Source organism: Nonomuraea basaltis (assembly GCF_005893125.1).
In the GTDB taxonomy this organism is placed as follows: Bacteria; Actinomycetota; Actinomycetes; order Streptosporangiales; family Streptosporangiaceae; genus Nonomuraea; species Nonomuraea basaltis.
This window is the reverse complement of record NZ_VCJS01000015.1, coordinates 1-19310: the sequence shown is the minus strand read 5'-3', so window position 1 is coordinate 19310 and position 19310 is coordinate 1. Positions and strand designations below refer to the sequence as shown.

Below are 19310 nucleotides of genomic sequence, written 5' to 3'. Positions count from 1 at the left end.
CGTCCAGCGGTCCATCGCAGGCAGCAGATTCTCTGCGCCTACGAGGAAGGCAACAACCCCCCAGGAGGTCCGTAGGTGGACACATCGAAAACACCACCGGTGACACCGGCGACAGCCGTGCCGCCGGTCGAGGACGAACGAGTATGGAAAGCGGGCCGGCTCGAGCCGATGCCCATCAGAAAGCTCCCCGACGCGCCCCCTTCGGTGCACATTCTCGGGCCGACGGTCTTCCTCGTCGCACTGGGCGTGGGCATGGGCGAGTCGTACATGTGGCCCAGGCTGGTGCTGCTGTTCGGGCCGGAGATCAGGTGGCTGTTCCTGATCGGCGTGACGCTGCAGGCCGTGGTCATGCTGGAGATGGCCAGGTACGCCATGGCGACGGGGGAGAGCATCTTCTCCGGCGCGGCCCGGGTGTTCAAGCCGATCATGTGGTTCTTCTTCATCGTCGCGATCGCCGTCTACATGTGGCCGGGACACCTGTCCGCGGGCGCGGCGGCGTTCGAGGAGATAACCGGGATCCCCTGGTTGGTGACAGCCATCATCGGCCTGATCCTGGTCGGCGTGGTCTTCAGCCTGGCCAAGGTGATCTACAACCTGCTCGAGAACGTGCTGTCGCTGCTCATCGGCGCGCTCGTGCTCGGCACGGCCGTGATCGCGGCCATGGTGGGCTCCTGGAGCGACGTGGTCTCCACGATCACCGGCATGTTCGCGATCGGCTACCTGCCGGCCGAGGCCATGTCGGCGGCCTGGTTCCCGGTGATCGTGGGCGCGTGCGCGTTCGCCGGTCCCTCGGGCATGCAGCAGATGTGGTACACGCTGCACCTGCGTGACTCCGGGGCAGGCATGGGCGCGCACATCCCGAAGGTCCGCGGGCTGCGGCACGCGGGCGAGGAAGAGGCCATGCCCGCGCGCGGCTTCATGTTCGACACCGAGGACCCGGCCGAGATGGCCAAGTGGCGGGGCTGGCGGCGCTGGGTCACCTTCGACGCCCTGCTGCTGTTCTGGGGCATCACCATGCTGGTCACGATCTCCTTCACGGTGATCGCGCAGGCGGCGGTGCGGCAGAACCCGGCCGTGCAGGACATCATCAGGAACGAGGACCGGGAGGTCGCGCTCAGCGCCATGGCCGACGCCGTCTCCTCGGCAGGCAGCTCCGTGCTCGGCGTGGTCTTCCTCGGGTTCATCGCGCTGATCGGCCTGAACGCGACGCTGGGGCTGTTCGACTCCTTCTCGCGCGGCCAGGCTGACATGACCTACAACTTCGTGCCAGGGGCGAAGAAGATGCGCATGTCGCATCTGTACGCGTTCTTCCTCTGGGGCGTGATCATATTCGGCATCCTGATCCTGCTGTTCGGCCCGGCCGACGGACCGAGCGGGATCCTGGACACGCTGGCGTTCCTGTCGACGTTCGCGATGGGCGCGTACTGCGTGACGCTGCTGCTGGTGAACAACCGGATGCTGCCCAAACCGATCAGGCCGAAGTGGTGGACCAACCTGATCATCGGGTTCGGCGCGGTGTTCTATCTCGGGATGCTGTTCTACAGCCTCTTCGCCTTCGGCGTGGTCGTGGGCTGATGGACGGACGGCACAGCCTCGAGATCGCCCTGCCAGGGGCGTCCATCGGAGCCGTCGCCGGTGCCATGGCCGGTGGGCTGACCCTGATCGCGGGGGCGCCCACCGGTATGGCCGCGCTGTCGGCCCTGACGCTCACCGTGCCGCTCGCCCTGTTCGGCGGGCTCTACGGCGTGCTGCTCGGCCACGGCGTGTTCCGGCCGGGGACCTTCGGGCCCGCGGGCCTGTACTGGATGGCGGCCTTCCCCGTGTCCCGGCTGGTGCAGGAGAGCCTGACCGGGATCGGCCTGGCCGACGGCGTGTTCGGCTTCCTGGCCTACCAGGCCATGGTGGCTCTCGGATTCGCGATCGGCTTCATCTGGCTGCACGAGCGGCTCATTCCGTACTGGCTGATGCGCCGCGCGGACGCCAACCCGCGCGCCGAGGCGCTGCTCGGCCTCTACGTTCAGCACGCCGAGGCTCTGCGCGTGAGGAAGGGAGCGCGACGTTGAACCTGCCCGTCTGGGTCTGGCTGGCCACGATAGGCGGCTTCGGTGTCGTCCTCGCGTTCGACTTCTGGCTGGTGGCGCGCAACCCGCGCGAGCCCTCCTTCAGGGAGTGCGTGGGCTGGGTGGCCTTCTACGTCGGCCTGGCCGTGGCCTTCGGCGCCGGCCTGCTCCTGGTGTCGGGCCCCGCGTACGGAGGGGAGTTCTTCGCCGGCTGGATCACCGAGTACTCGCTCAGCGTGGACAACCTCTTCGTCTTCCTGCTGATCATGAGCCGATTCCAGGTGCCCCGGCAGTATCGCCAGAAGGTGCTGCTCGTCGGCATCATCGTGGCGCTGCTCATGCGGGGTGCGTTCATCGCGGCGGGCGCGGAGGCGGTCGCCAGGTTCGACTGGCTGTTCTACGTGTTCGGCGCGTTCCTCGTCTACACCGCGTGGAAGCTGATCGGGCACGAGGACGAGGAGGCGGAGTTCTCCGAGAACATCGCCCTGCGCACGGTGCGCCGGGTGCTCCCGACCACGGACACCTATCACGGAGCCCGCCTCACCGTGCATCTCGGGCGCAGGATGGTCACCCCGATGCTGATCGTGATGGTCGCCATCGGGACCACCGACCTGCTGTTCGCGCTCGACTCCATCCCGGCCATTTTCGGGCTCACCAAGGAGCCCTATCTGGTGTTCACCGCGAACGCCTTCGCCCTCATGGGGCTGCGGCAGCTCTTCTTCCTCATCGGCGGGCTGCTGGACCGGCTCGTCTATCTGAGCAAGGGGCTGTCGGTGGTGCTGGCCTTCATCGGGGTGAAGCTGATCATGGAGGCGCTGCACCACGACGGCGTGTCATGGGCGCCGGAGATCCCGATCCTGGTGTCTCTCGGCGTCATCGTCGGCACCCTCGCCGTCACCACGGTGCTGAGCCTGCTCAAATCGGCCCGCGACGCCGAGAAGGCGAAGGTGGAGGAACCAGAGCCTGCGGAGCGCTGACCATGCCGCGGTGGGGTGCTGGAACATCCCTGCCGCGGCTCAGTGCGGGGGGTGCGGCTGCGCGCTCGCGGGTGCTCGCGTGGGGGTGTGGCTGCTCGCGCCGCCGTCGCGTGCGGCGCGGTCGTTCAGTGCCGCGGAGTCTTGCGTACGTCGTGCTCGGCGGCCCATTCCCGTAGGTAGCGATCGGCGTCGTCGGCCGAGTAGTGCTTCTTGAGCGCCGCGCTCAGGCCGACGCCGATGGCTCTGCCGTCTCCTGCCTGGCCCAGGGGATCACCAAGAAGAAAGCGGAAAAACGCCTTCATGGTCATGCACCTCCTCACTGTGCTGCTCCAGCCTCTACCCGAGGTGTTTCGGAGCATGTGCTCTTCTGTGAACGCTAGATCAACCCGTCGTCATCCCGCGTGCGGCGTGCGCGGGCGGCGCCGGCGCACCAGCTTCGGGGCGGGCTGGACGGGCTCGTTCTCGCGCTGCTCCATGTAGGAGGCGCGGGTGTGCTCGGTGTGCTCGCGCATGATCTTCGCCGCCCGGCGCTCGTCGCCGGCCTCGATGGCGTCGATCAGCGCCGTGTGCTCCTCCCACGAGGCCATGCCGCGCTGGCGGGCCACCGGCGTGTGGTACCACCGCACCCGCCTGGCCACCTGGCTGGCCAGCTCGGCGAGCACCTTGTTGCCCGATAGCGCCGTCACCAGGGCGTGCAGGTCGGAGTTGATCGCCACAGCGGCCTCGACGTCGTCGGACTCCACCGCCGCGATGCCGCGCCCGCACAAGGCGCGCAGCCGCTTCACGCCGTCCTCGCCCGCGTGCTTGGCGGCGAGCCTGGCGGATTCGGTCTCCAGCAGCGCGCGCACGGCGAGCAGCTGGTCGGCCTCCTCTACGGTGGGTACGTGCACGAACGCGCCCTGGCCCGGGTGCAGGTCGACCCAGCCCTCACCGCTGAGCTGCTGCAGCGCCTCGCGAACCGGCTGCCTCGACACACCGAGCAGATCGGCCAGCTCGCTCTCGACCAGGTGCTGGCCGGGCTTGAGCTGGCCGGAGACGATGTGCTCCTGGATGGCCTCGATGACGCTCTCCCGGAGCGTGGCAGGGCGGGGAATCTTGGTGGCCGCCGCCTGACCGGCCTGATCCGACAGCAACATGGTCACGTCTCCAGGGACTGCGTTTAACGGTTTTTCGTCGACTGCCTACAGCATACCGTTCACTCGGTGAACTCGGCTGGTGAACCTCGTCACAGGGGGATTGTGGCGGGCAGGCCGGGGAGGCGCAGCCGCGGCGTGGCCAAAGCGGGGAGCGCCGCGAGCGCGGCGGCGGCCAGCAGGGCTGCCACGGGGGTGGTGAGCGCGATCAGGGCCAGCGTGACGGCGACGACTCCGGCGACGGCCTTCGCGCTGTAGACGACCGCATGGATCTCCCCCGCCCGCTCGCTGCCGAAGAACTCGCGAACGAGGCTGGCGAGGAGGGGATAGAAGGCCCCGCCGCCCAGCCCGGCGGCGATGACTCCGAGCCACAGCAACGCCCCGCCACCCGCCATGCCGCCGGCCGGCACCGCGCCGTCCGGTGGCGGCGCCCCGCCGATCGGTGCGGGCGCCGATACCAGCGACCCGCCGGCGGATGCGGCCTCCAAGACGGCGGCCGCCAACAGCACCTGGCCTATCGCGAGCGCGCCCAGGACGGCGGCGAGCACCCGTCTGCGGCCGAACAGCTCCGAGCACCGCATGGCCACCGACCGGCTCGTGCCGTTGAGCGCCACCAGGACCGCCAGCGCGCCCCATGACCCCGCCCCCGCGACCACGATCACGTCGAACACCGACACCGCGCCCGCGCACGTCAGGATCAGGGCGAGCGCCGGCAGCGTCCGCGTGCGCAGCGCCTGGGGGAGTCTGAACTGCTTGGCGGCCTCCGGGGTGATGCGCAGCCGCGCCGCGTCGAGCGCGTGCGAGCGCGGGTCCACGTCGTCGGGCCACCACAGCGCCGGGGGCAGTCGCAGGTAGCGGGCCGCGGCCCCGATGACGGCCACCGCGACGACCGCGGCGACCAGGAAGGCGGCCATAACGGTCTCAGAAGTCGGCATGAGATCGCCATGACGCGTCGCGTCCGGGGCGATCCCGGCCCAGACCAGCAGGGGCACGGCACCGTAGCCGAAGGCGCCGGTGATCAGCCCGACCTGGGCGGCGGGCCGCTCCGGATACCAGGAGGAGACGACCTCGCCGCACACCCCGTAGACGAGGCCCGCGCCGAGCCCGCCGAGCAGCGCGTAACCCACGAAGGCGACCAGGCCGAGCCCGCCGCCCGCGAGCAGCGATGACACTTCGCCGCCGCCGAGCGCGGACGACGCACCGCCCAACGCGGACGACGCGGCGCCCTCGGCGGTGAGGCCCGGGCCGGTCAGCGTGGCCGTGGCCAGCCCCAGGCCGCTCAGCGCGGCCCCGGCGGCCAGCGCGGCGCGCACGCTCAGGCGGCCACGCCGTACCAGGTGGAGGGCGGGAAGCGCGCCCGCGGCCTGGCAGGCGATCCAGACGGCCAGGAGGGTCAGCCCTGCGGCCTGCTGGGCGAGGAGCGCGGCGTAGCCGTACTGGAGCGGGCTGATCGCCGCCATCGCGGCCCAGGCCAGCCAGAACATGCGGGTGCGGTCGGCGGGGACGGGTCCTGGGAGGTACGCGCGCCCCCGCCAGTCCCTGATTGCATTCTCCATACTGTATGGAATATCCAGAAGTCCGGCCTCTGTCGAGACCCTAGACTGAGGATACTCCATACGGTATACCGTAGACAAAGGAGGCTCGAATGGACCTGTACGAGTACCAGGCGAAGGAGCTCTTCGGGCGTCACGGGATCCCGGTCCCGGCAGGCAGGATCGCGGCCACCCCGGCCGAGGCCCGCGAGATCGCGGCCGAGCTGAAGGCGCCCGTTGTCATCAAGGCCCAGGTGAAGACCGGTGGACGAGGCAAGGCAGGCGGGATCAGACCGGCGGCGGGGCCGGTCTCGGCCGAGCAGGAGGCCGCCCGTGTGCTCGGGATGGACATCAAGGGGCACCTCGCGCGCCGCGTGCTGGTCGAGGCCGCGACCGTGCCGTTCGAGGAGTACTACGCGGCCTTCCTCGTGGACCGCGCCGAGGGCGGTTTCCTGGCGATGGTGTCCGGCCAGGGCGGCGTGGAGATCGAGGAGCTGGCGGCCACCGACCCAGACGCCATCGTGAAACTGCCGATCGACCCGGTGGCGGGGGTGGACGCGGACACCGCGCGGCTGCTGGCGGCCAAGGCGGGCCTGCCCGAGCAGGCGGCCGGCGTACTGGAGACGCTGTGGCGGGTGCTGGTCGCAGAGGACGCGCTGCTCGTCGAGGTCAACCCGCTGATCTGCACCACCGACCAGCGGATCGTGGCGCTCGACGGCAAGGTCACCCTCGACGACAACGCCGGCTTCCGGCACACGTGGGAGTACGCGGAGCCCGGTGACAGCTTGGAGGACCGGGCCAGGGCCAAGGGACTGAACTACGTCAAGCTGGACGGGTCGTCTTCGCCGGCCAAGCGGGTCGGCGTCATCGGCAACGGCGCGGGCCTGGTCATGAGCACGCTCGACGTGGTCGCCGGCGCGGGCGCGGCCCCGGCCAATTTCCTGGACATCGGCGGCGGCGCGTCCGCCAAGATCATGGCTGACGGGCTGGAGATCATCCTGGCCGACCCCGACGTGCGCTCGGTGCTGGTCAACGTCTTCGGCGGCATCACGGCCTGCGACGCGGTGGCGAACGGCATCGTCACCGCGCTCGAACTCCTCGGCGAGCGCGGCCACGGCAGGCCCATCGTCGTACGGCTGGACGGCAACAACGCCGAGGTGGGGCGGCGCATCCTCAGCGACGCCCGGCACCCGGCCGTCCGCCAGGTCTCCACCATGGACGGCGCCGCCGAGATGGCGGCCAGACTCGCGGCAGGTGCGTGAGATGGCGATCTTTCTGACCAAGGACAGCCGGGTGCTCGTGCAGGGCATGACCGGCGCGGAAGGCACCAGGCACACGGCCCGCATGCTGGCCGCGGGGACCGACGTCGTGGCCGGGGTGACCCCGGGCAAGGGCGGGCGGTCGGTGGACTTCGGCGAGCGCACGGTGCCGGTGTTCGGCTCCGTGGCCGAGGCGATGACGGAGACCGGGGCGGACGTCTCGGTGGTGTTCGTGCCGCCGCGGTTCACCGGCGGCGCCGTGGAGGAGGCGGTGGCGGCGGGCGTGCCGCTGTGCGTGGTGATCACTGAGGGCGTTCCCGTCCACGACGCGGTACGCTTCCGCGCCCTCGCGAACGGCCGTACCAGGATCATCGGGCCGAACTGCCCCGGACTGATCAGCCCCGGGCAGTCCTCGGCCGGGATCATCCCCGCCGACATCACCTCGGCCGGGCGCATCGGGCTGGTGTCGAAGTCGGGGACGCTGACGTACCAGCTCATGTACGAGCTGCGGGACCTCGGCTTCTCCACCGCCGTCGGCATCGGCGGCGACCCGGTCGTCGGGACCACCCACATCGATTGCCTGCGGGCGTTCCAGGACGACCCGGGCACCGACGCGATCGTGATGATCGGCGAGATCGGCGGCGACGCCGAGGAGCGGGCCGCCGCCTACATCGCCGGGAACGTCACCAAGCCGGTCGTGGCCTACGTGGCCGGGTTCACCGCCCCAGAGGGCAAGACGATGGGGCACGCGGGCGCCATCGTGTCCGGCTCGTCCGGGACCGCCCAGGCCAAGAAGGAGGCCCTGGAGGCGGTCGGGGTCAGGGTCGGGCGGACCCCGTCCGAGACGGCCCGCCTCATGCGCTCGGCGCTGGCCGCGGCGGGTGTGTCGTGAGGTTCGACGTCAACCTCTCCATCCTGTTCACCGACCTGCCGCTGCTGGAGCGCCCGGCCGCGGCGGCCAAGCACGGGTTCGACGCCGTGGAGCTGTGGTGGCCGTTCGGCACGCCGGACCCGTCGGGCGCTGAGCTGGCGGCGCTGCGGCAGGCCATCGAGGACGCCGGGGTGCGCCTGGCCGGGCTGAACTTCGACGCGGGCGACATGGCGGCGGGTGAGCGCGGCCTGCTGGCCAGGCCGGACGGCTCTGCCCGGTTCCAGGCGAACATCGACGCCGCGGTCCGGCTGGCCGGAGAGCTGGGCTGCGGGGTGCTGAACGCCCTGTACGGCAACGGCCCGGACACCGACCGGGACCTGGCCGTGGCGAACCTGAGGAGGGCGGCGGACGCGGCGGCCGGCATCGGCGCGACCGTGGTCGTCGAGGCCCTCAACTCCCACGAGAACCCGAAATATCCGATCACGTCGTCGGAGGCGGCGTTCGAGCTGATCGACGAGGTGGACCGGGAGAACGTGGCCTTCCTGGCCGACCTCTACCACCTGAACCGGATGGGCGAGGACCTCCTGGCCCTCATCGACCGGCACTGCGCGCGATTCGGCCATGTGCAGATCGCCGACGACCCCGGCAGAGGGCGGCCCGGGAGCGGGCGCATGCCGTATCTCACGGAGATCCTCCCTCGCCTGGAGGCCGCGGGCTACCGAGGGCACGTCGGCCTGGAGTACCGGCACCAGGGGCCGGGCGCGTTCGACTGGAGGCACGGATGAACATCGGGTTCGTCGGCTTGGGGATCATGGGCAGCCCGATGGCGGCCAACCTCCTCAAAGCCGGATATGTCGTGACCGGGTATGACATGAGTGCCGAGCGGGTGGACCAGCTCGTCGCCCTGGGCGGCAAGGGCGCCTCCAGCGTGGTCGAGGCGGTCGGCGGCGCCGACGCGGTGGTCACCATGCTGCCCGACTCGCCGCAGGTGGAGGAGGTCGCGCCGCTGGTCGTCGAGTACGGCCGGCCGAGCCTCCTCTACATCGACATGAGCACGATCAAGCCGGAGACCTCCCGGTGGGTGGCGCGGGAGGCGGCGGCCGCCGGCGTACGGGCACTGGACGCCCCGGTCAGCGGCGGCGAGCGCGGCGCCGTCGACGGCACCCTCTCGATCATGGTGGGCGGCGCGGCCGAGGACGTCGAGGCGGCCCTGCCGATCCTGGGGGTGCTCGGCACCACCGTCGTGCACGTCGGCCCCGCGGGCGCCGGGCAGACGGTGAAGGCGGCCAACCAGCTCGTCGTCGGCGGCATCTACGGGCTGGTGTCGGAGGCGATCGTGCTGCTCGAGGCGTCCGGCGTGGACCCGGCGCCCGGGCTCGACGTGCTCGCGGGCGGACTGGCGGGCTCCCGGATCCTCGAGCTCAAGCGGCACACCATGGTCAAGCGGGAGTTCGCCCCAGGGTTCCGCATCGACCTGCACCACAAGGACATGGGCATCGCCGTCGCCGCCGCCCGCGAGGCCGGGGTCAGCCTGCCGCTCACCGGGCAGGTCGCCCAGCTCGTGGCCGCGGCCAGGGCGCAGGGCCACGGCTCGCTCGACCACTCCGCCCTGCTCAAGGTCATCGAAAGGCTGAATGGATGAAGCGCGTCCCCTGCATGGAGGCCGTGGTCGCAGTGCTGGAGTCGGAGGGGGTGGACACCGTCTTCGGCATCCCCGGAGCGGCCATCCTGCCGCTCTACGCCGCGCTTCAGCACAGCTCGATCAGGCACATCACGGTACGCCACGAGGAGGGCGGCACCCACGCGGCCGACGGCTGGGCCAGGGTGACCGGGAACGTCGGCGTCTGCATCGGCACGTCGGGCCCGGCCGGCACCAATATGATCACCGGCCTCTACACCGCGCTGGCCGACTCGATCCCGATGATCTGCGTCACCGGCCAGGCCATGACCTCCAAGCTGCACCAGGAGGCGTTCCAGGCGGTCGACATCGTGGAGATCGCCCGGCCGGTGACCAAGTGGGCGGTGCAGCTCAAGGAGCCCGCCCAGGCGCCGTGGGTGTTCCGGGAGGCGTTCCGGATCGCCCGCTCGGGGCGGCCGGGGCCGGTGCTCATCGACCTGCCGATCGACGTGCAGCGCGGCACCTGCCTCTACGACCGCGACCTGGACGCGCCGCTGCCCGTCGAGGCGCCGGGGCCGCTGCCCAGGGCCGTGCGCAGGGCCGTGGACCTGCTGGCGGAGGCCCGGCGGCCGATCATCCTGGCCGGCGGCGGCGTGATCATCGCCGACGCCTGCGAGGAGCTGCGCGCGCTCGCCGAGTACCTCCAGGTGCCCGTGCAGGTGACGCTCATGGGCAAGGGCGCCTTCCCCGAGGACCACCCGCTGTTCGCCGGCATGGCCGGCATCCAGACGCAGACCCGCTGGGGCAACGCCGCGTTCCTGGAGAGCGACCTGGTGCTGGCCGTGGGGGCGCGGTTCGGCGACCGGCACACCGGCGACCTGGACGTCTACCGCCGGGGCCGCACGTTCATTCACGTGGACATCGAGCCGACGCAGATCGGCCGGGTCTTCGAGCCCGAGCTCGGGATCGTCGGCCATGCCCGGCCGGTGCTGGCGGAGCTGCTGGAGGAGGCGCGCGGCCGTACCGGGGCGCAGGAGCCCGGCAAATGGGTGCGCAAGGTCGCCGACCTGCGCCGCACGATGGCCCGTCGCGACGACTTCGACGACGTGCCGATCAAGCCGCCGCGGGTGTTCAAGGAGATCAACGAGTTCTTCGACCGGGACACCACGTTCGTCACCGCCATCGGGCTCTACCAGATCTGGTCGGGCCAGTTCCAGACGACGTACCTGCCGCGCCGCTACCTGGTGTGCGGACAGGCCGGGCCGCTGGGCTGGGAGGTGCCCGCCGCCATGGGCGTCAAGTGCGCCCATCCCGAGCGGCAGGTCGTGGCCGTGGTCGGGGACTACTCCTTCCAGTTCCTGATGGAGGAGATCGCGGTGGCGGCGCAATATCGGATCCCGTTCGTCATCGTCATGATCAACAACGAGTACCTGGGGCTGATCAGGCAGGCCGAGATCCCGTACGGCATGAACTACGCCGTGGACCTGCACTACGGGGAGGGCGGCATCGATCATGTCAAGGCCATGGAGGCGTTCGGCTGCCCGGCGCGCCGGGTGGAGCTGCCCGGCGACATCCGCGACGCGCTGTCCTGGGCGTCGGCCGAGGCGGCGCGCGAGCGGCTGCCGGTGCTGGTGGAGGTGATGGTGGAGCGCGAGGCCAACGCCGCCATGGGGCCATCGCTGGAAGCGATCAAGGAGTTCGAGCCGCTGCCCGAGCTCATCACCGCCGACTGGTCCGACTGAGGAGGACGCGCATGCTGCTCAAGCCGGGTACGGCCTGGCAGGACGCCTACGACCGCTGCTGTTCGGCGGCGCCCGAGGCCTTCCACGACGACCGGGTGCTCAACCACTGGGGCGGCATCTGGCACCGCGACGGGCGTCCGGTGCCCGGGTTCTCGCCACTGGACGGCACCGCCATCGCCGGGCCGCCCAGGCTCGACCGGGCGGGCGCCGGCCGGGCGGTGGCGGGCGCCGTCGAGGAGCACCGGCGCTGGCGGCACCTTTCGCTCGCCGAGCGCAAGACCATGGTCTCCGCGGCCGTGGAGTCCATGGCCGCCCACCGCGACCTGCTGGCCCTGCTGCTGGTCTGGGAGATCGGCAAGCCGTGGAAGGCGGCCCGCGCCGACGTCGACCGCTGCCTGGACGGGGTCCGGTGGTACGTGGCGGAGATCGACCGCATGGTGGCCGGACGGACGCCGCTGCCCGGCCCGGTCAGCAACATCGCGAGCTGGAACTATCCGATGAGCGTGCTCATGCACGCCATGCTCGTGCAGGCGCTGGCCGGCAACGCGGTGATCGCCAAGACCCCCACGGACGGCGGCCTGTGCTGCCTCACCCTCGCCAGTGCGCTCGCCGTACGCGAAGGGCTGCCGTTCACACTGGTCAGCGGGGGAGGGGCGGAGCTGTCGCCGGTGCTGGTCGCGGGCCGCGCGCTGGGCTGCGTGTCGTTCGTGGGCGGCCGGGGCGCCGGGGCGAAGGTCGCCATGTCGCTGGCCGACCTCGGGCGGCGGCACGTGCTGGAGCAGGAAGGGCTCAACTGCTGGGGCGTGTGGGAGTACGGCGACTGGGACCTGCTCACCCGGCAGATCCGCGCGTCGTTCGACTACGGCAAGCAGCGCTGCACGGCCTACCCGCGGTTCGTGGTGCAGCGCTCGCTGTTCGACCGGTTCCTCAGGGCCTATCTGGCGGCGGTGGAGTCGCTGCGGTACGGCCATCCGCTCGCCGTCGCCGACCCCGGCGACCCGCTGCCGGAGCTGGACTTCGGCCCGCTGATCAACGCCTCGAAGGCCAAGGAACTGGCCGACCAGGTGGACGAGGCGATCACGCGCGGCGGCGTACCGGTGCACCGGGCGACGCTCGAAGCCGGACATTTCCTGCCAGGGCAAGATATTTCCGCCTACTTTCCTCCGACGGCTCTCCTCAGCCCGCCCCGCTCCTCACCCCTCCACCACGCCGAGCCCTTCGGCCCGGTCGACACGATCGTGCTGGTGGACACGGAGGCGGAGCTGCTGGCCGCCATGAACGCCAGCAACGGCGCCCTGGTCGCCACCCTCTCCTGCGACGAGGAGGACACCTTCCACCGGCTGGCACCCGAGGTGCGGGCCTTCAAGGTCGGCCACAACCGGCCCCGCTCGCGCGGCGACCGCGAGGAGCTGTTCGGCGGCCTCGGCGCCTCCTGGCGCGGCGCCTTCGTCGGCGGCGAGCTCCTGGTCAGAGCCGCCACGGCGGGCCCGGACGGCGAACGCCTCCCGGGCAACTTCCCGTACTACACGCTGCTGCCCTAGAAGGCCCCGAAGCGGGTCGCCACGAGAAGCACGAGGAAGACCATCGTGGCGACCCGCAGCAGCTTCCCGCCGATCTGTAGCGACGGCCACGACAGGTACGCCAGCCACACCACGAAGGCCAGCACGACCAGCGCCGCCACCCCGCCCAGCGGATTGGCCACCGCGAACCCGGTCAGCAGCAGGATCACCAGCACCACGGCCGGCACCCACCGGGGCACCTGCGTGAACAGGTAAGCCATCGGCACCGCGCTGCGCTGCTCCACGGCCTTGCGCAGGCCGGTCGCACCCGGCGTGAAGAACCGCTCACCCTGGGGGAGCGGACGCTTGTTGTTCGAGGCCACGCCCAGAGCCTACGGGAGTCCGGGCACCATGTGCTCGAAGCGCCTCTAGGCTGGTCGCGTGCTCGCCGTGATCCGATACACCGTCCCAGAGTCCCAGTCTCAAGACTTCATCAAGCAGGGCCACACCATCCTCGACACATTCGCCGCCCAGCCCGGCTACCAGCGGGGCAGGCTGGCGCGATCGGTCGATGAGCCCAATCTGTGGGCGCTGGTCACGGAATGGGAGGGCGCCGGCTTCTACCGCAGAGCGCTCTCCGCCGCCCGGATGGAGATGTATCCGCTGATGATCCTCATGGTCAACGAACCCAGCGCGTACGAGGACGTCTACACGCAGGACGGGGCATAGCAATACTCGCGCGCGAGAGCGTGCGAGCGTCCCCTAAGCTGGGATCTCATCAATTCGATTTCACTCGCCGACCTCCAGCCGGAAAGAGAACCAACCAAAATGGCACGACGCACCGACGTCATGGACACCATCGTCAGCCTCGCCAAACGCCGCGGGCTCGTCTACCCGTCGAGCGAGATCTACGGCGGACTGCGCGCGTCGTGGGACTACGGTCCACTGGGCGTCGAGCTGAAGAACAACGTCAAGCGGCAGTGGTGGCTGTCAACGGTCCAGGCCCGCGAGGACATCGTCGGCCTCGACTCCTGCGTCATCCTGGCGCCCGAGGTGTGGCGGGCCAGCGGCCACGTCGACACGTTCACCGACCCGCTGACCGAGTGCCTGTCCTGTCACAAGCGCTTCCGGGCCGACCACCTCACCGAGGCCTACGAGGAGAAGAACGGCAGGCCGCCCGAGGGCGGCCTGGCCGACATCACCTGCCCCAACTGCGGCAACAAGGGCACCTTCACCGAGCCCAGGCAGTTCAGCGGCCTGCTCAAGACCTACCTCGGCCCGGTCGAGGACGAGTCGGGCCTGGCCTGGCTGCGTCCCGAGACGGCGCAGGGCATCTTCATCAACTACCTCAACGTGCAGCAGTCCGCGCGCAAGAAGATCCCGTTCGGCATCGGCCAGATCGGCAAGTCGTTCCGCAACGAGATCACGCCGGGCAACTTCATCTTCCGCACCCGTGAGTTCGAGCAGATGGAGATGGAGTTCTTCGTCAAGCCGGGCACGGACGAGGAGTGGCACCAATACTGGATCGACGAGCGCTTCCGCTGGTATTCCGACCTGGGCATCAACAAGGACAACCTGCGGCTCTACGAGCACCCCAAGGACAAACTGTCCCACTACTCCAAGCGCACCGTCGACGTCGAATACCGCTTCAACTTCGTCGGCTCGGAGTGGGGTGAGCTGGAGGGCATCGCCAACCGCACCGACTTCGACCTCAACTCCCACTCCAAGGCGTCGGGCGTCGACCTCAGTTTCTTCGAGCAGGACACCGGGGAGCGCTACATCCCCTACGTCATCGAGCCGGCGGCCGGCGTCGACCGTGCCGCGCTGACGTTCCTGCTGGACGCCTACAGCGAGGACGAGGCGCCCAACGCCAAGGGCGTCATGGAGAAGCGCACGGTCATGCGGCTCGACCACCGGCTCGCCCCGGTCAAGGCCGCGGTGCTGCCGCTGTCGCGCAACGCCGACCTGTCGCCGAAGGCCCGCGACCTGGCCGCGCAGCTGCGCCGCAGGTGGAATGTCGAGTTCGACGACGCGGGCGCGATCGGCCGCCGCTACCGGCGCCAGGACGAGATCGGCACGCCGTTCTGCATCACGGTCGACTTCGACACGCTGGACGATCAGGCGGTGACGATTCGCGAGCGCGACAGCATGGCTCAGGAGCGCATTTCCATCGACGGCGTGGAGTCGTATCTCCGCCAGTATCTCAACGACTGATCTTTTTGGTCAGGAAAGGCCGTCCGCCGTTCTTCGGCGGGCGGCTTTTCGCTGTTCATCCGCCTGTGCGGGGCGAATGGCCGTTCGCCGTTATCCGGCGGGGGCCATTTGCTTTCATCCGCCTGTGGGGGGCTGAGACCCAGCAGTTTTACGGCGCTGCCGACTGGGCTCCTCCCGTCGCAACGGGCTGATGGCCCTCCAAGGGACGCTCCTCCGCCTCACCGGCGCGCCACCGTGACGCGCGCCCGCTTCACCGGCACCGTGGTTTCACACGAGGCCATTCGCAGGGTCATACAGATCCGGATGCCGCCCGGATCAGTTTTGACCACATGTGGCCGTCGTGATTGACAACCGTCCGGCATACACCGACATTGCGGGCATCCCTAGCGGCATTCGGGGGCTGAATTTCTCGGAGGCGCGATGAAGCGCACGTTCACCATGCTTGCAGGCATGCTCCTGCTCATCGGCTCGATAACCGCTCCCCCGGCCTCGGCGACGCCGGAACCGGCGGCGGGCCCCGACGGTGTCTTCGTCTACACCGGCGAGCTCACCGCGGACCAGATGGCCAGGCTCGTCGCGGCAGGAGTGGACCGCGAGGAGATGAGGATCGTCAAACGGGCGGACGGCAAGGTCACCATCGAGGTGATCCTGGCCTCCGCGCTGGCGGACACGCTGGCCAAGCAGGGCGTCAACCTCAAGACGGCACAGGTCGCGAACAGCGCGAAGCTGGCGCAGAAGGGCGACGGGGTCTTCAAGCGCTACGGCGGCGATGGAGGCATCCGTGAGGAGATCATCGCCGCGGCCGACGCCAAGTCCGGGATCGCGAAGGTCGTCAACATCGGCAACAGCCTCAACGGCACGCCGATCACGGCGATCAAGGTGACCAAGGACGCGCGCAAGCTGCGCGACGGCACCCGCCCGGCCATGCTGTACCTGGGTGCGCAGCACGCCCGTGAGTGGATCACGCCCGAGATGGTGCGGCGGCTGCTGCACCACTTCCTCAACGGCTACGGGACCAACGCCGAGCTGACCAAGCTCGTGAACACCACCGAGCTGTGGTTCCTGCCGGTGGCCAACCCCGACGGCTACGACCACACCTTCACCCCGGACAACCGGCTGTGGCGCAAGAACCTGCGTGACAACGACGGCGACGGGCAGATCACCAGCGCCGACGGCGTGGACCCTAACCGCAACTTCGCCTACAAGTGGGGCTACGACGACGAGGGCTCGTCGAGCAACTTCACCAGCCAGACCTACCGCGGCAAGGCGGCGCAGTCCGAGCCGGAGACCGTGGCGCTGGACAACCTGAGCAAGCGCGTCCCGTTCAAGTACCTGCTGAACTACCACTCCGCGGCCATGCTGCTGCTGTACGGCGTCGGCTGGCAGCAGGCCACCCCGTCGCCCGACGACCAGATCTTCGAGGCCATGCTGGGCGACGACACGAACTCCGCCGTGCCGACGTACGACCCGGACATCGGCGCCGAGTTGTACACCACCAACGGCGAGACCGACGGCCACATGACCAACCTGCGCGGCGTCATGTCGATCACGCCCGAGATGACCACGTGCGAGGCGGCGGCCGAGCGCAATCCCAACGACGAGTGGACGCTCGAGGACTGCGCCGGCGGGCTGGGGTTCACCTTCCCCGACGACGAGGAACTGATCCAGGCCGAGTTCGAGATGAACATCCCGCTGGCGCTGGCCGCGGCCAAGACCGTGCACACGCCGGACAAGCCGGTCTCGGTGATCGGGCGCACTGCGCCCGACTTCGCGCCGGACTCCTTCAGCGTCTCGTACGGCGACCCGCAGCCCGTGGCCGTCACCGCCCGCCGGTCGCTGCCGGCCAAGGTGCTGCGCTTCCGCATCAACGGCGGCCCGGCGCAGACCAGGCTGCTGAGCGAGTGGAAGGGCGGCGAGCGGTACGGCGGCGAGAACGACCTGTACTACGCCGAATACCGGGCGAACGTGAGCGGGGCGAAACCGGGTGACAAGGTCGAGGTCTGGTTCCAAGGCCTCAAACCGGGCGCCGGCGTCGTCTCCAGCCCGCACTTCACCTACACGCTGGCCAAGGACTCCGGGGCCAAGGTCCTGGTGGTGGCCAACGAGGACTACACGGGCTTCAACCCGGACTATCCGGCGGCGGTGACCGCGCCGAAGTACGCCACCAAGTACCAGCAGGCCCTCAAGGCCGCCGGGTACGCGTCGGAGACGTGGGACGTGGACTCCCAGGGCGTGCCGCACCACTTGGGCGTGCTGTCGCACTTCAAGGGCATCGTGTGGGAGCTGGGCGACAACCGGCTGTCCATGGACCAGCAGGACCTGGTCACGGTCACCCCCCTCGGCAACCTGCCGGACGCCGATGTCAAGCGGTCGCAGCAGGACCTGACCATCGCCATTCGCGACTACCTCAACGAGGGAGGCAAGCTTCTCTACACCGGCGAGACGGCCGCGTATTACGGCATTCTCGACACGATCGTCGGCGGCATCTACTACGGCATCGACGGCAACCCGGACGGCGACTGCGTGGTCACCACCATCCAGGGCCTGTTCGACGAGTGCCTGCTGCTGGCCGACGACTTCACCCAGTACTACTTGGGCCTCGCCGGCCGCATCCCGCGCGACAACCCGAGCGGGTTCACCGGCACAGGTCCGGTTGCGGGAGTGAGCGGCACGTTCGGTGGGCCGGCCACGGCCGGCAACCCGGTGGACGAGGCCGGGGTGCTGCAGCCCATGGGCACAGACTTCCCGCGCTTCACCGGCACGGCAGCGGCGGACTACCAGCTCGGCACACCCGGGCCGTTCGACCCGGTCGAGGGCCAGTGGTTCATGAGGGGAGCGCACGCCGACGACTCCTACATGCGGCTGACCAGGACGATCGACCTGGGCTCCGTGACGGCGGCGCAGCAGCCGCAGCTGGCGTTCCAGCTGTCCTTCAACACCGAGCCCGGCTACGACAACGTCATCGTCGAGGCCCACACCGCCGGCCAGGACAACTGGACGACGCTGCCGGACCTCAACGGCGGCACCGACACCGGGGTCCCGACGGAGTGCGAGGCCGGGTTCTACCTGGATGAGCACCCCTGGCTGCTGCGCTACCTGACCCCGGGCAACCCGTGCACGCCGACCGGCACCAGCGGCTCCTGGAACCGGTTCACCGGGAACTCGGGCGGCTGGCAGCAGGTGGCCTTCGACCTGTCCGCGTACGCGGGGCAGCAGGTCGAGGTGTCGATCAGTTACGTGACCGACCCCAGCACCGGCGGTGTGGGCGCGTTCGTCGACGACACCAGGGTCACCACCACCGGTGGCACGCTCGATGCCGAGGGCTTCGAGTCCGGGCTCGGCCCGTGGGCGACCCCAGGGCCTCCGGCGGGCAGCCCGACCGGCGGCGGCGACTTCGCCAGGGCTCAGGCCGACAAGACGGCGGCCGTGACCACCAAGGACACGGTGCTGCTCGGCTTCGGGCTGGAGCAGCTGGCCAACGACAACGAGCGGAACGCGACCTTGAAGAAGGTGATGAAGTATCTGATCGACTGATCCCTGCATGAAAGGACGGCCACCCCTCCGCGGGTGGCCGTCCTTTTGCGCCGTGGCCGTCCTGTCAGGTCAAGGCCCGGCCGGGGGCCTGGCAGGCAGGCGGTTCGGTCGGGGCAATGGGCATGGTGAGGGTCAGGACAGGTGGCGGCCGAACCAGGTCAGGACGCGTTCGTACGCCTGGGCCGCCGCCTCCGCGTTGTACCGCTGGCCCGTGTCGTTGAAGAACGCGTGACCCACCCCGGGGAACGTCGCCAGCTCGTGCGTCAGCCCCGCCTTCTCCAGCGCGGCCTTGGCGGCGTCCCTGGTGGCGTTGACCCGGTCGTCCTGCTCGGCGTACACCCCGAGGACGGCGGCCTTGGTGCCGGTCATGTCGGCGTTGTCCGGCAGCGGCCCGTAGAACGGGACGGCGGCGGCCAGGCGTGGCTCCGACGACGACAGCAGCAGCCACGTCATCCCGCCGCCGAAGCAGAAGCCCATCATGCCCAGCTTCGCCCCCTCGGCGCGCTTGCCCAGCTCGCCCACCGCCGCCTTCATGTCGGCCACGAACCGCTCCGGCGTGATCTCCCCGAGCTTGGCGGTGGCCTGCGCGGTGTCGGTGAACGACGCGGTGCCGCCCTCGCGGGACAGCAGGTCGAGAGCCAGGGCGGAGTAGCCGCTGGCAGCCAGCCTGCCGGTGACCGAGCGGATGTGGTCGGTGAGTCCCCGGTTCTCGTGGATCACCAGGACCGCGCCCTTGGCGTCCCCGGCGGCGGCCGCCCACGCGGCCTGCAACGTCGTGCCCTCCGGTCCCGCGAACGTGATCGCCTCCGTCGGCAGCGGCGAGGGCCCCGCCGGGCTCGCCGACGTGGTGGCGGGGGCGGGTGAGGTCTGT

The 19310-nt window shown here is 70.1% G+C and carries 17 protein-coding genes; 12 read left to right on the top strand and 5 right to left on the bottom strand.

Going from position 1 to position 19310, the window contains the following annotated elements; genetic code table 11:
- The first annotated feature begins 75 nt into the window (after nt 1–75).
- The 3 genes from EJK15_RS09480 to EJK15_RS09470 are packed head-to-tail and all read left to right on the top strand — an operon-like array spanning nt 76 to nt 3037.
- Entirely contained in the window at nt 76–1575 is a 1500-nt protein-coding gene (locus EJK15_RS09480) for an Nramp family divalent metal transporter (protein WP_206060747.1), read from the top strand.
- On the top strand, nt 1575–2063 hold the full coding sequence (locus EJK15_RS09475) for a hypothetical protein (protein WP_138710003.1): 489 nt from the start codon (nt 1575–1577) through the stop codon (nt 2061–2063). The genes EJK15_RS09480 and EJK15_RS09475 overlap by 1 nt, the downstream gene beginning before the upstream one ends.
- Nucleotides 2060–3037 carry a TerC family protein gene (locus EJK15_RS09470; protein WP_138710002.1) on the top strand — a complete coding sequence of 326 codons (978 nt, stop codon included), beginning with the start codon at nt 2060–2062 and terminating at the stop codon, nt 3035–3037. The genes EJK15_RS09475 and EJK15_RS09470 overlap by 4 nt, the downstream gene beginning before the upstream one ends.
- Nucleotides 3038–3162: 125 nt before the next feature.
- Here the strand turns inward: EJK15_RS09470 and EJK15_RS70355 are convergent, their stop codons facing one another.
- The 3 genes from EJK15_RS70355 to EJK15_RS09460 form a co-directional block, all read right to left on the bottom strand.
- Complete coding sequence (locus tag EJK15_RS70355) at nt 3163–3339, bottom strand: hypothetical protein (RefSeq protein WP_171074199.1); 177 nt, start codon at nt 3337–3339, stop codon at nt 3163–3165.
- 90 nt (nt 3340–3429) lie between these two features.
- Nucleotides 3430–4173, bottom strand: coding sequence for a GntR family transcriptional regulator (locus tag EJK15_RS09465; RefSeq protein WP_138710001.1), 744 nt, complete (start codon nt 4171–4173; stop codon nt 3430–3432).
- 89 nt (nt 4174–4262) lie between these two features.
- Nucleotides 4263–5726, bottom strand: coding sequence for an MFS transporter (locus EJK15_RS09460; protein WP_138710000.1), 1464 nt, complete (start codon nt 5724–5726; stop codon nt 4263–4265).
- Between the two features lie 89 nt (nt 5727–5815).
- Here EJK15_RS09460 and sucC point away from each other — a divergent pair, with 89 nt between their 5' ends.
- The 6 genes from sucC to EJK15_RS09430 are packed head-to-tail and all read left to right on the top strand — an operon-like array spanning nt 5816 to nt 12733.
- On the top strand, nt 5816–6964 hold the full coding sequence (gene sucC, locus EJK15_RS09455) for an ADP-forming succinate--CoA ligase subunit beta (protein ID WP_138709999.1): 1149 nt from the start codon (nt 5816–5818) through the stop codon (nt 6962–6964).
- A 1-nt stretch (nt 6965) separates the two neighbouring features.
- Entirely contained in the window at nt 6966–7853 is an 888-nt protein-coding gene (gene sucD, locus EJK15_RS09450) for a succinate--CoA ligase subunit alpha (protein WP_138709998.1), read from the top strand.
- Nucleotides 7850–8617: a hydroxypyruvate isomerase family protein gene (locus EJK15_RS09445; protein ID WP_138709997.1), complete on the top strand. Its 768-nt coding sequence runs from the start codon at nt 7850–7852 to the stop codon at nt 8615–8617. The genes sucD and EJK15_RS09445 overlap by 4 nt, the downstream gene beginning before the upstream one ends.
- Nucleotides 8614–9474: an NAD(P)-dependent oxidoreductase gene (locus EJK15_RS09440; RefSeq protein ID WP_138709996.1), complete on the top strand. Its 861-nt coding sequence runs from the start codon at nt 8614–8616 to the stop codon at nt 9472–9474. Before EJK15_RS09445 ends, EJK15_RS09440 begins: the two co-directional genes overlap by 4 nt.
- The gene (gcl, locus tag EJK15_RS09435) at nt 9471–11192 is read left to right on the top strand and encodes a glyoxylate carboligase (protein ID WP_138709995.1); all 1722 of its coding nucleotides are present in this window, start codon (nt 9471–9473) and stop codon (nt 11190–11192) included. Before EJK15_RS09440 ends, gcl begins: the two co-directional genes overlap by 4 nt.
- Before the next feature lie 11 nt (nt 11193–11203).
- Nucleotides 11204–12733 (top strand): aldehyde dehydrogenase family protein, encoded by a 1530-nt coding sequence (locus EJK15_RS09430; protein WP_138709994.1) that lies wholly within the window; start codon nt 11204–11206, stop codon nt 12731–12733.
- On the opposite strand, the gene EJK15_RS09425 is transcribed toward EJK15_RS09430, so the two are convergent.
- A complete protein-coding gene (locus tag EJK15_RS09425; protein WP_138709993.1) occupies nt 12730–13074 on the bottom strand; it encodes a DUF6703 family protein in 345 nt (114 codons plus the stop codon). The two genes, EJK15_RS09430 and EJK15_RS09425, sit on opposite strands and share 4 nt — an antisense overlap.
- A gap of 58 nt (nt 13075–13132) precedes the next feature.
- On the opposite strand from EJK15_RS09425, the gene EJK15_RS09420 reads away from it, so the two are divergent.
- The 3 genes from EJK15_RS09420 (at nt 13133) to EJK15_RS09410 (ending at nt 18439) form a co-directional block, all read left to right on the top strand.
- Nucleotides 13133–13420: an antibiotic biosynthesis monooxygenase family protein gene (locus EJK15_RS09420; RefSeq protein ID WP_138709992.1), complete on the top strand. Its 288-nt coding sequence runs from the start codon at nt 13133–13135 to the stop codon at nt 13418–13420.
- A gap of 99 nt (nt 13421–13519) precedes the next feature.
- Nucleotides 13520–14905, top strand: coding sequence for a glycine--tRNA ligase (locus tag EJK15_RS09415; RefSeq protein WP_138709991.1), 1386 nt, complete (start codon nt 13520–13522; stop codon nt 14903–14905).
- 420 nt (nt 14906–15325) lie between these two features.
- Nucleotides 15326–18439: a M14 family metallopeptidase gene (locus EJK15_RS09410; RefSeq protein ID WP_138709990.1), complete on the top strand. Its 3114-nt coding sequence runs from the start codon at nt 15326–15328 to the stop codon at nt 18437–18439.
- A gap of 132 nt (nt 18440–18571) precedes the next feature.
- Here the strand turns inward: EJK15_RS09410 and EJK15_RS09405 are convergent.
- On the bottom strand, nt 18572–19310 hold a 739-nt coding region (locus EJK15_RS09405; protein ID WP_138709989.1), incomplete at its 5' end, for a dienelactone hydrolase family protein.

Excerpts from the sequence above, each read along its gene's own strand:
- EJK15_RS09415 (WP_138709991.1), top strand. The coding sequence starts at position 13,520 with ATGGCACGACGCACCGACGTCATGGACACCATCGTCAGCCTCGCCAAA.
- EJK15_RS70355 (WP_171074199.1), bottom strand. The coding sequence starts at position 3,339 with ATGAAGGCGTTTTTCCGCTTTCTTCTTGGTGATCCCCTGGGCCAGGCA.
- gcl (WP_138709995.1), top strand. The coding sequence starts at position 9,471 with ATGAAGCGCGTCCCCTGCATGGAGGCCGTGGTCGCAGTGCTGGAGTCG.
- sucC (WP_138709999.1), top strand. The coding sequence starts at position 5,816 with ATGGACCTGTACGAGTACCAGGCGAAGGAGCTCTTCGGGCGTCACGGG.
- EJK15_RS09475 (WP_138710003.1), top strand. The coding sequence starts at position 1,575 with ATGGACGGACGGCACAGCCTCGAGATCGCCCTGCCAGGGGCGTCCATC.
- EJK15_RS09460 (WP_138710000.1), bottom strand. The coding sequence starts at position 5,726 with ATGGAGAATGCAATCAGGGACTGGCGGGGGCGCGCGTACCTCCCAGGA.
- sucD (WP_138709998.1), top strand. The coding sequence starts at position 6,966 with ATGGCGATCTTTCTGACCAAGGACAGCCGGGTGCTCGTGCAGGGCATG.
- EJK15_RS09465 (WP_138710001.1), bottom strand. The coding sequence starts at position 4,173 with ATGTTGCTGTCGGATCAGGCCGGTCAGGCGGCGGCCACCAAGATTCCC.
- EJK15_RS09430 (WP_138709994.1), top strand. The coding sequence starts at position 11,204 with ATGCTGCTCAAGCCGGGTACGGCCTGGCAGGACGCCTACGACCGCTGC.
- EJK15_RS09410 (WP_138709990.1), top strand. The coding sequence starts at position 15,326 with ATGAAGCGCACGTTCACCATGCTTGCAGGCATGCTCCTGCTCATCGGC.
- EJK15_RS09440 (WP_138709996.1), top strand. The coding sequence starts at position 8,614 with ATGAACATCGGGTTCGTCGGCTTGGGGATCATGGGCAGCCCGATGGCG.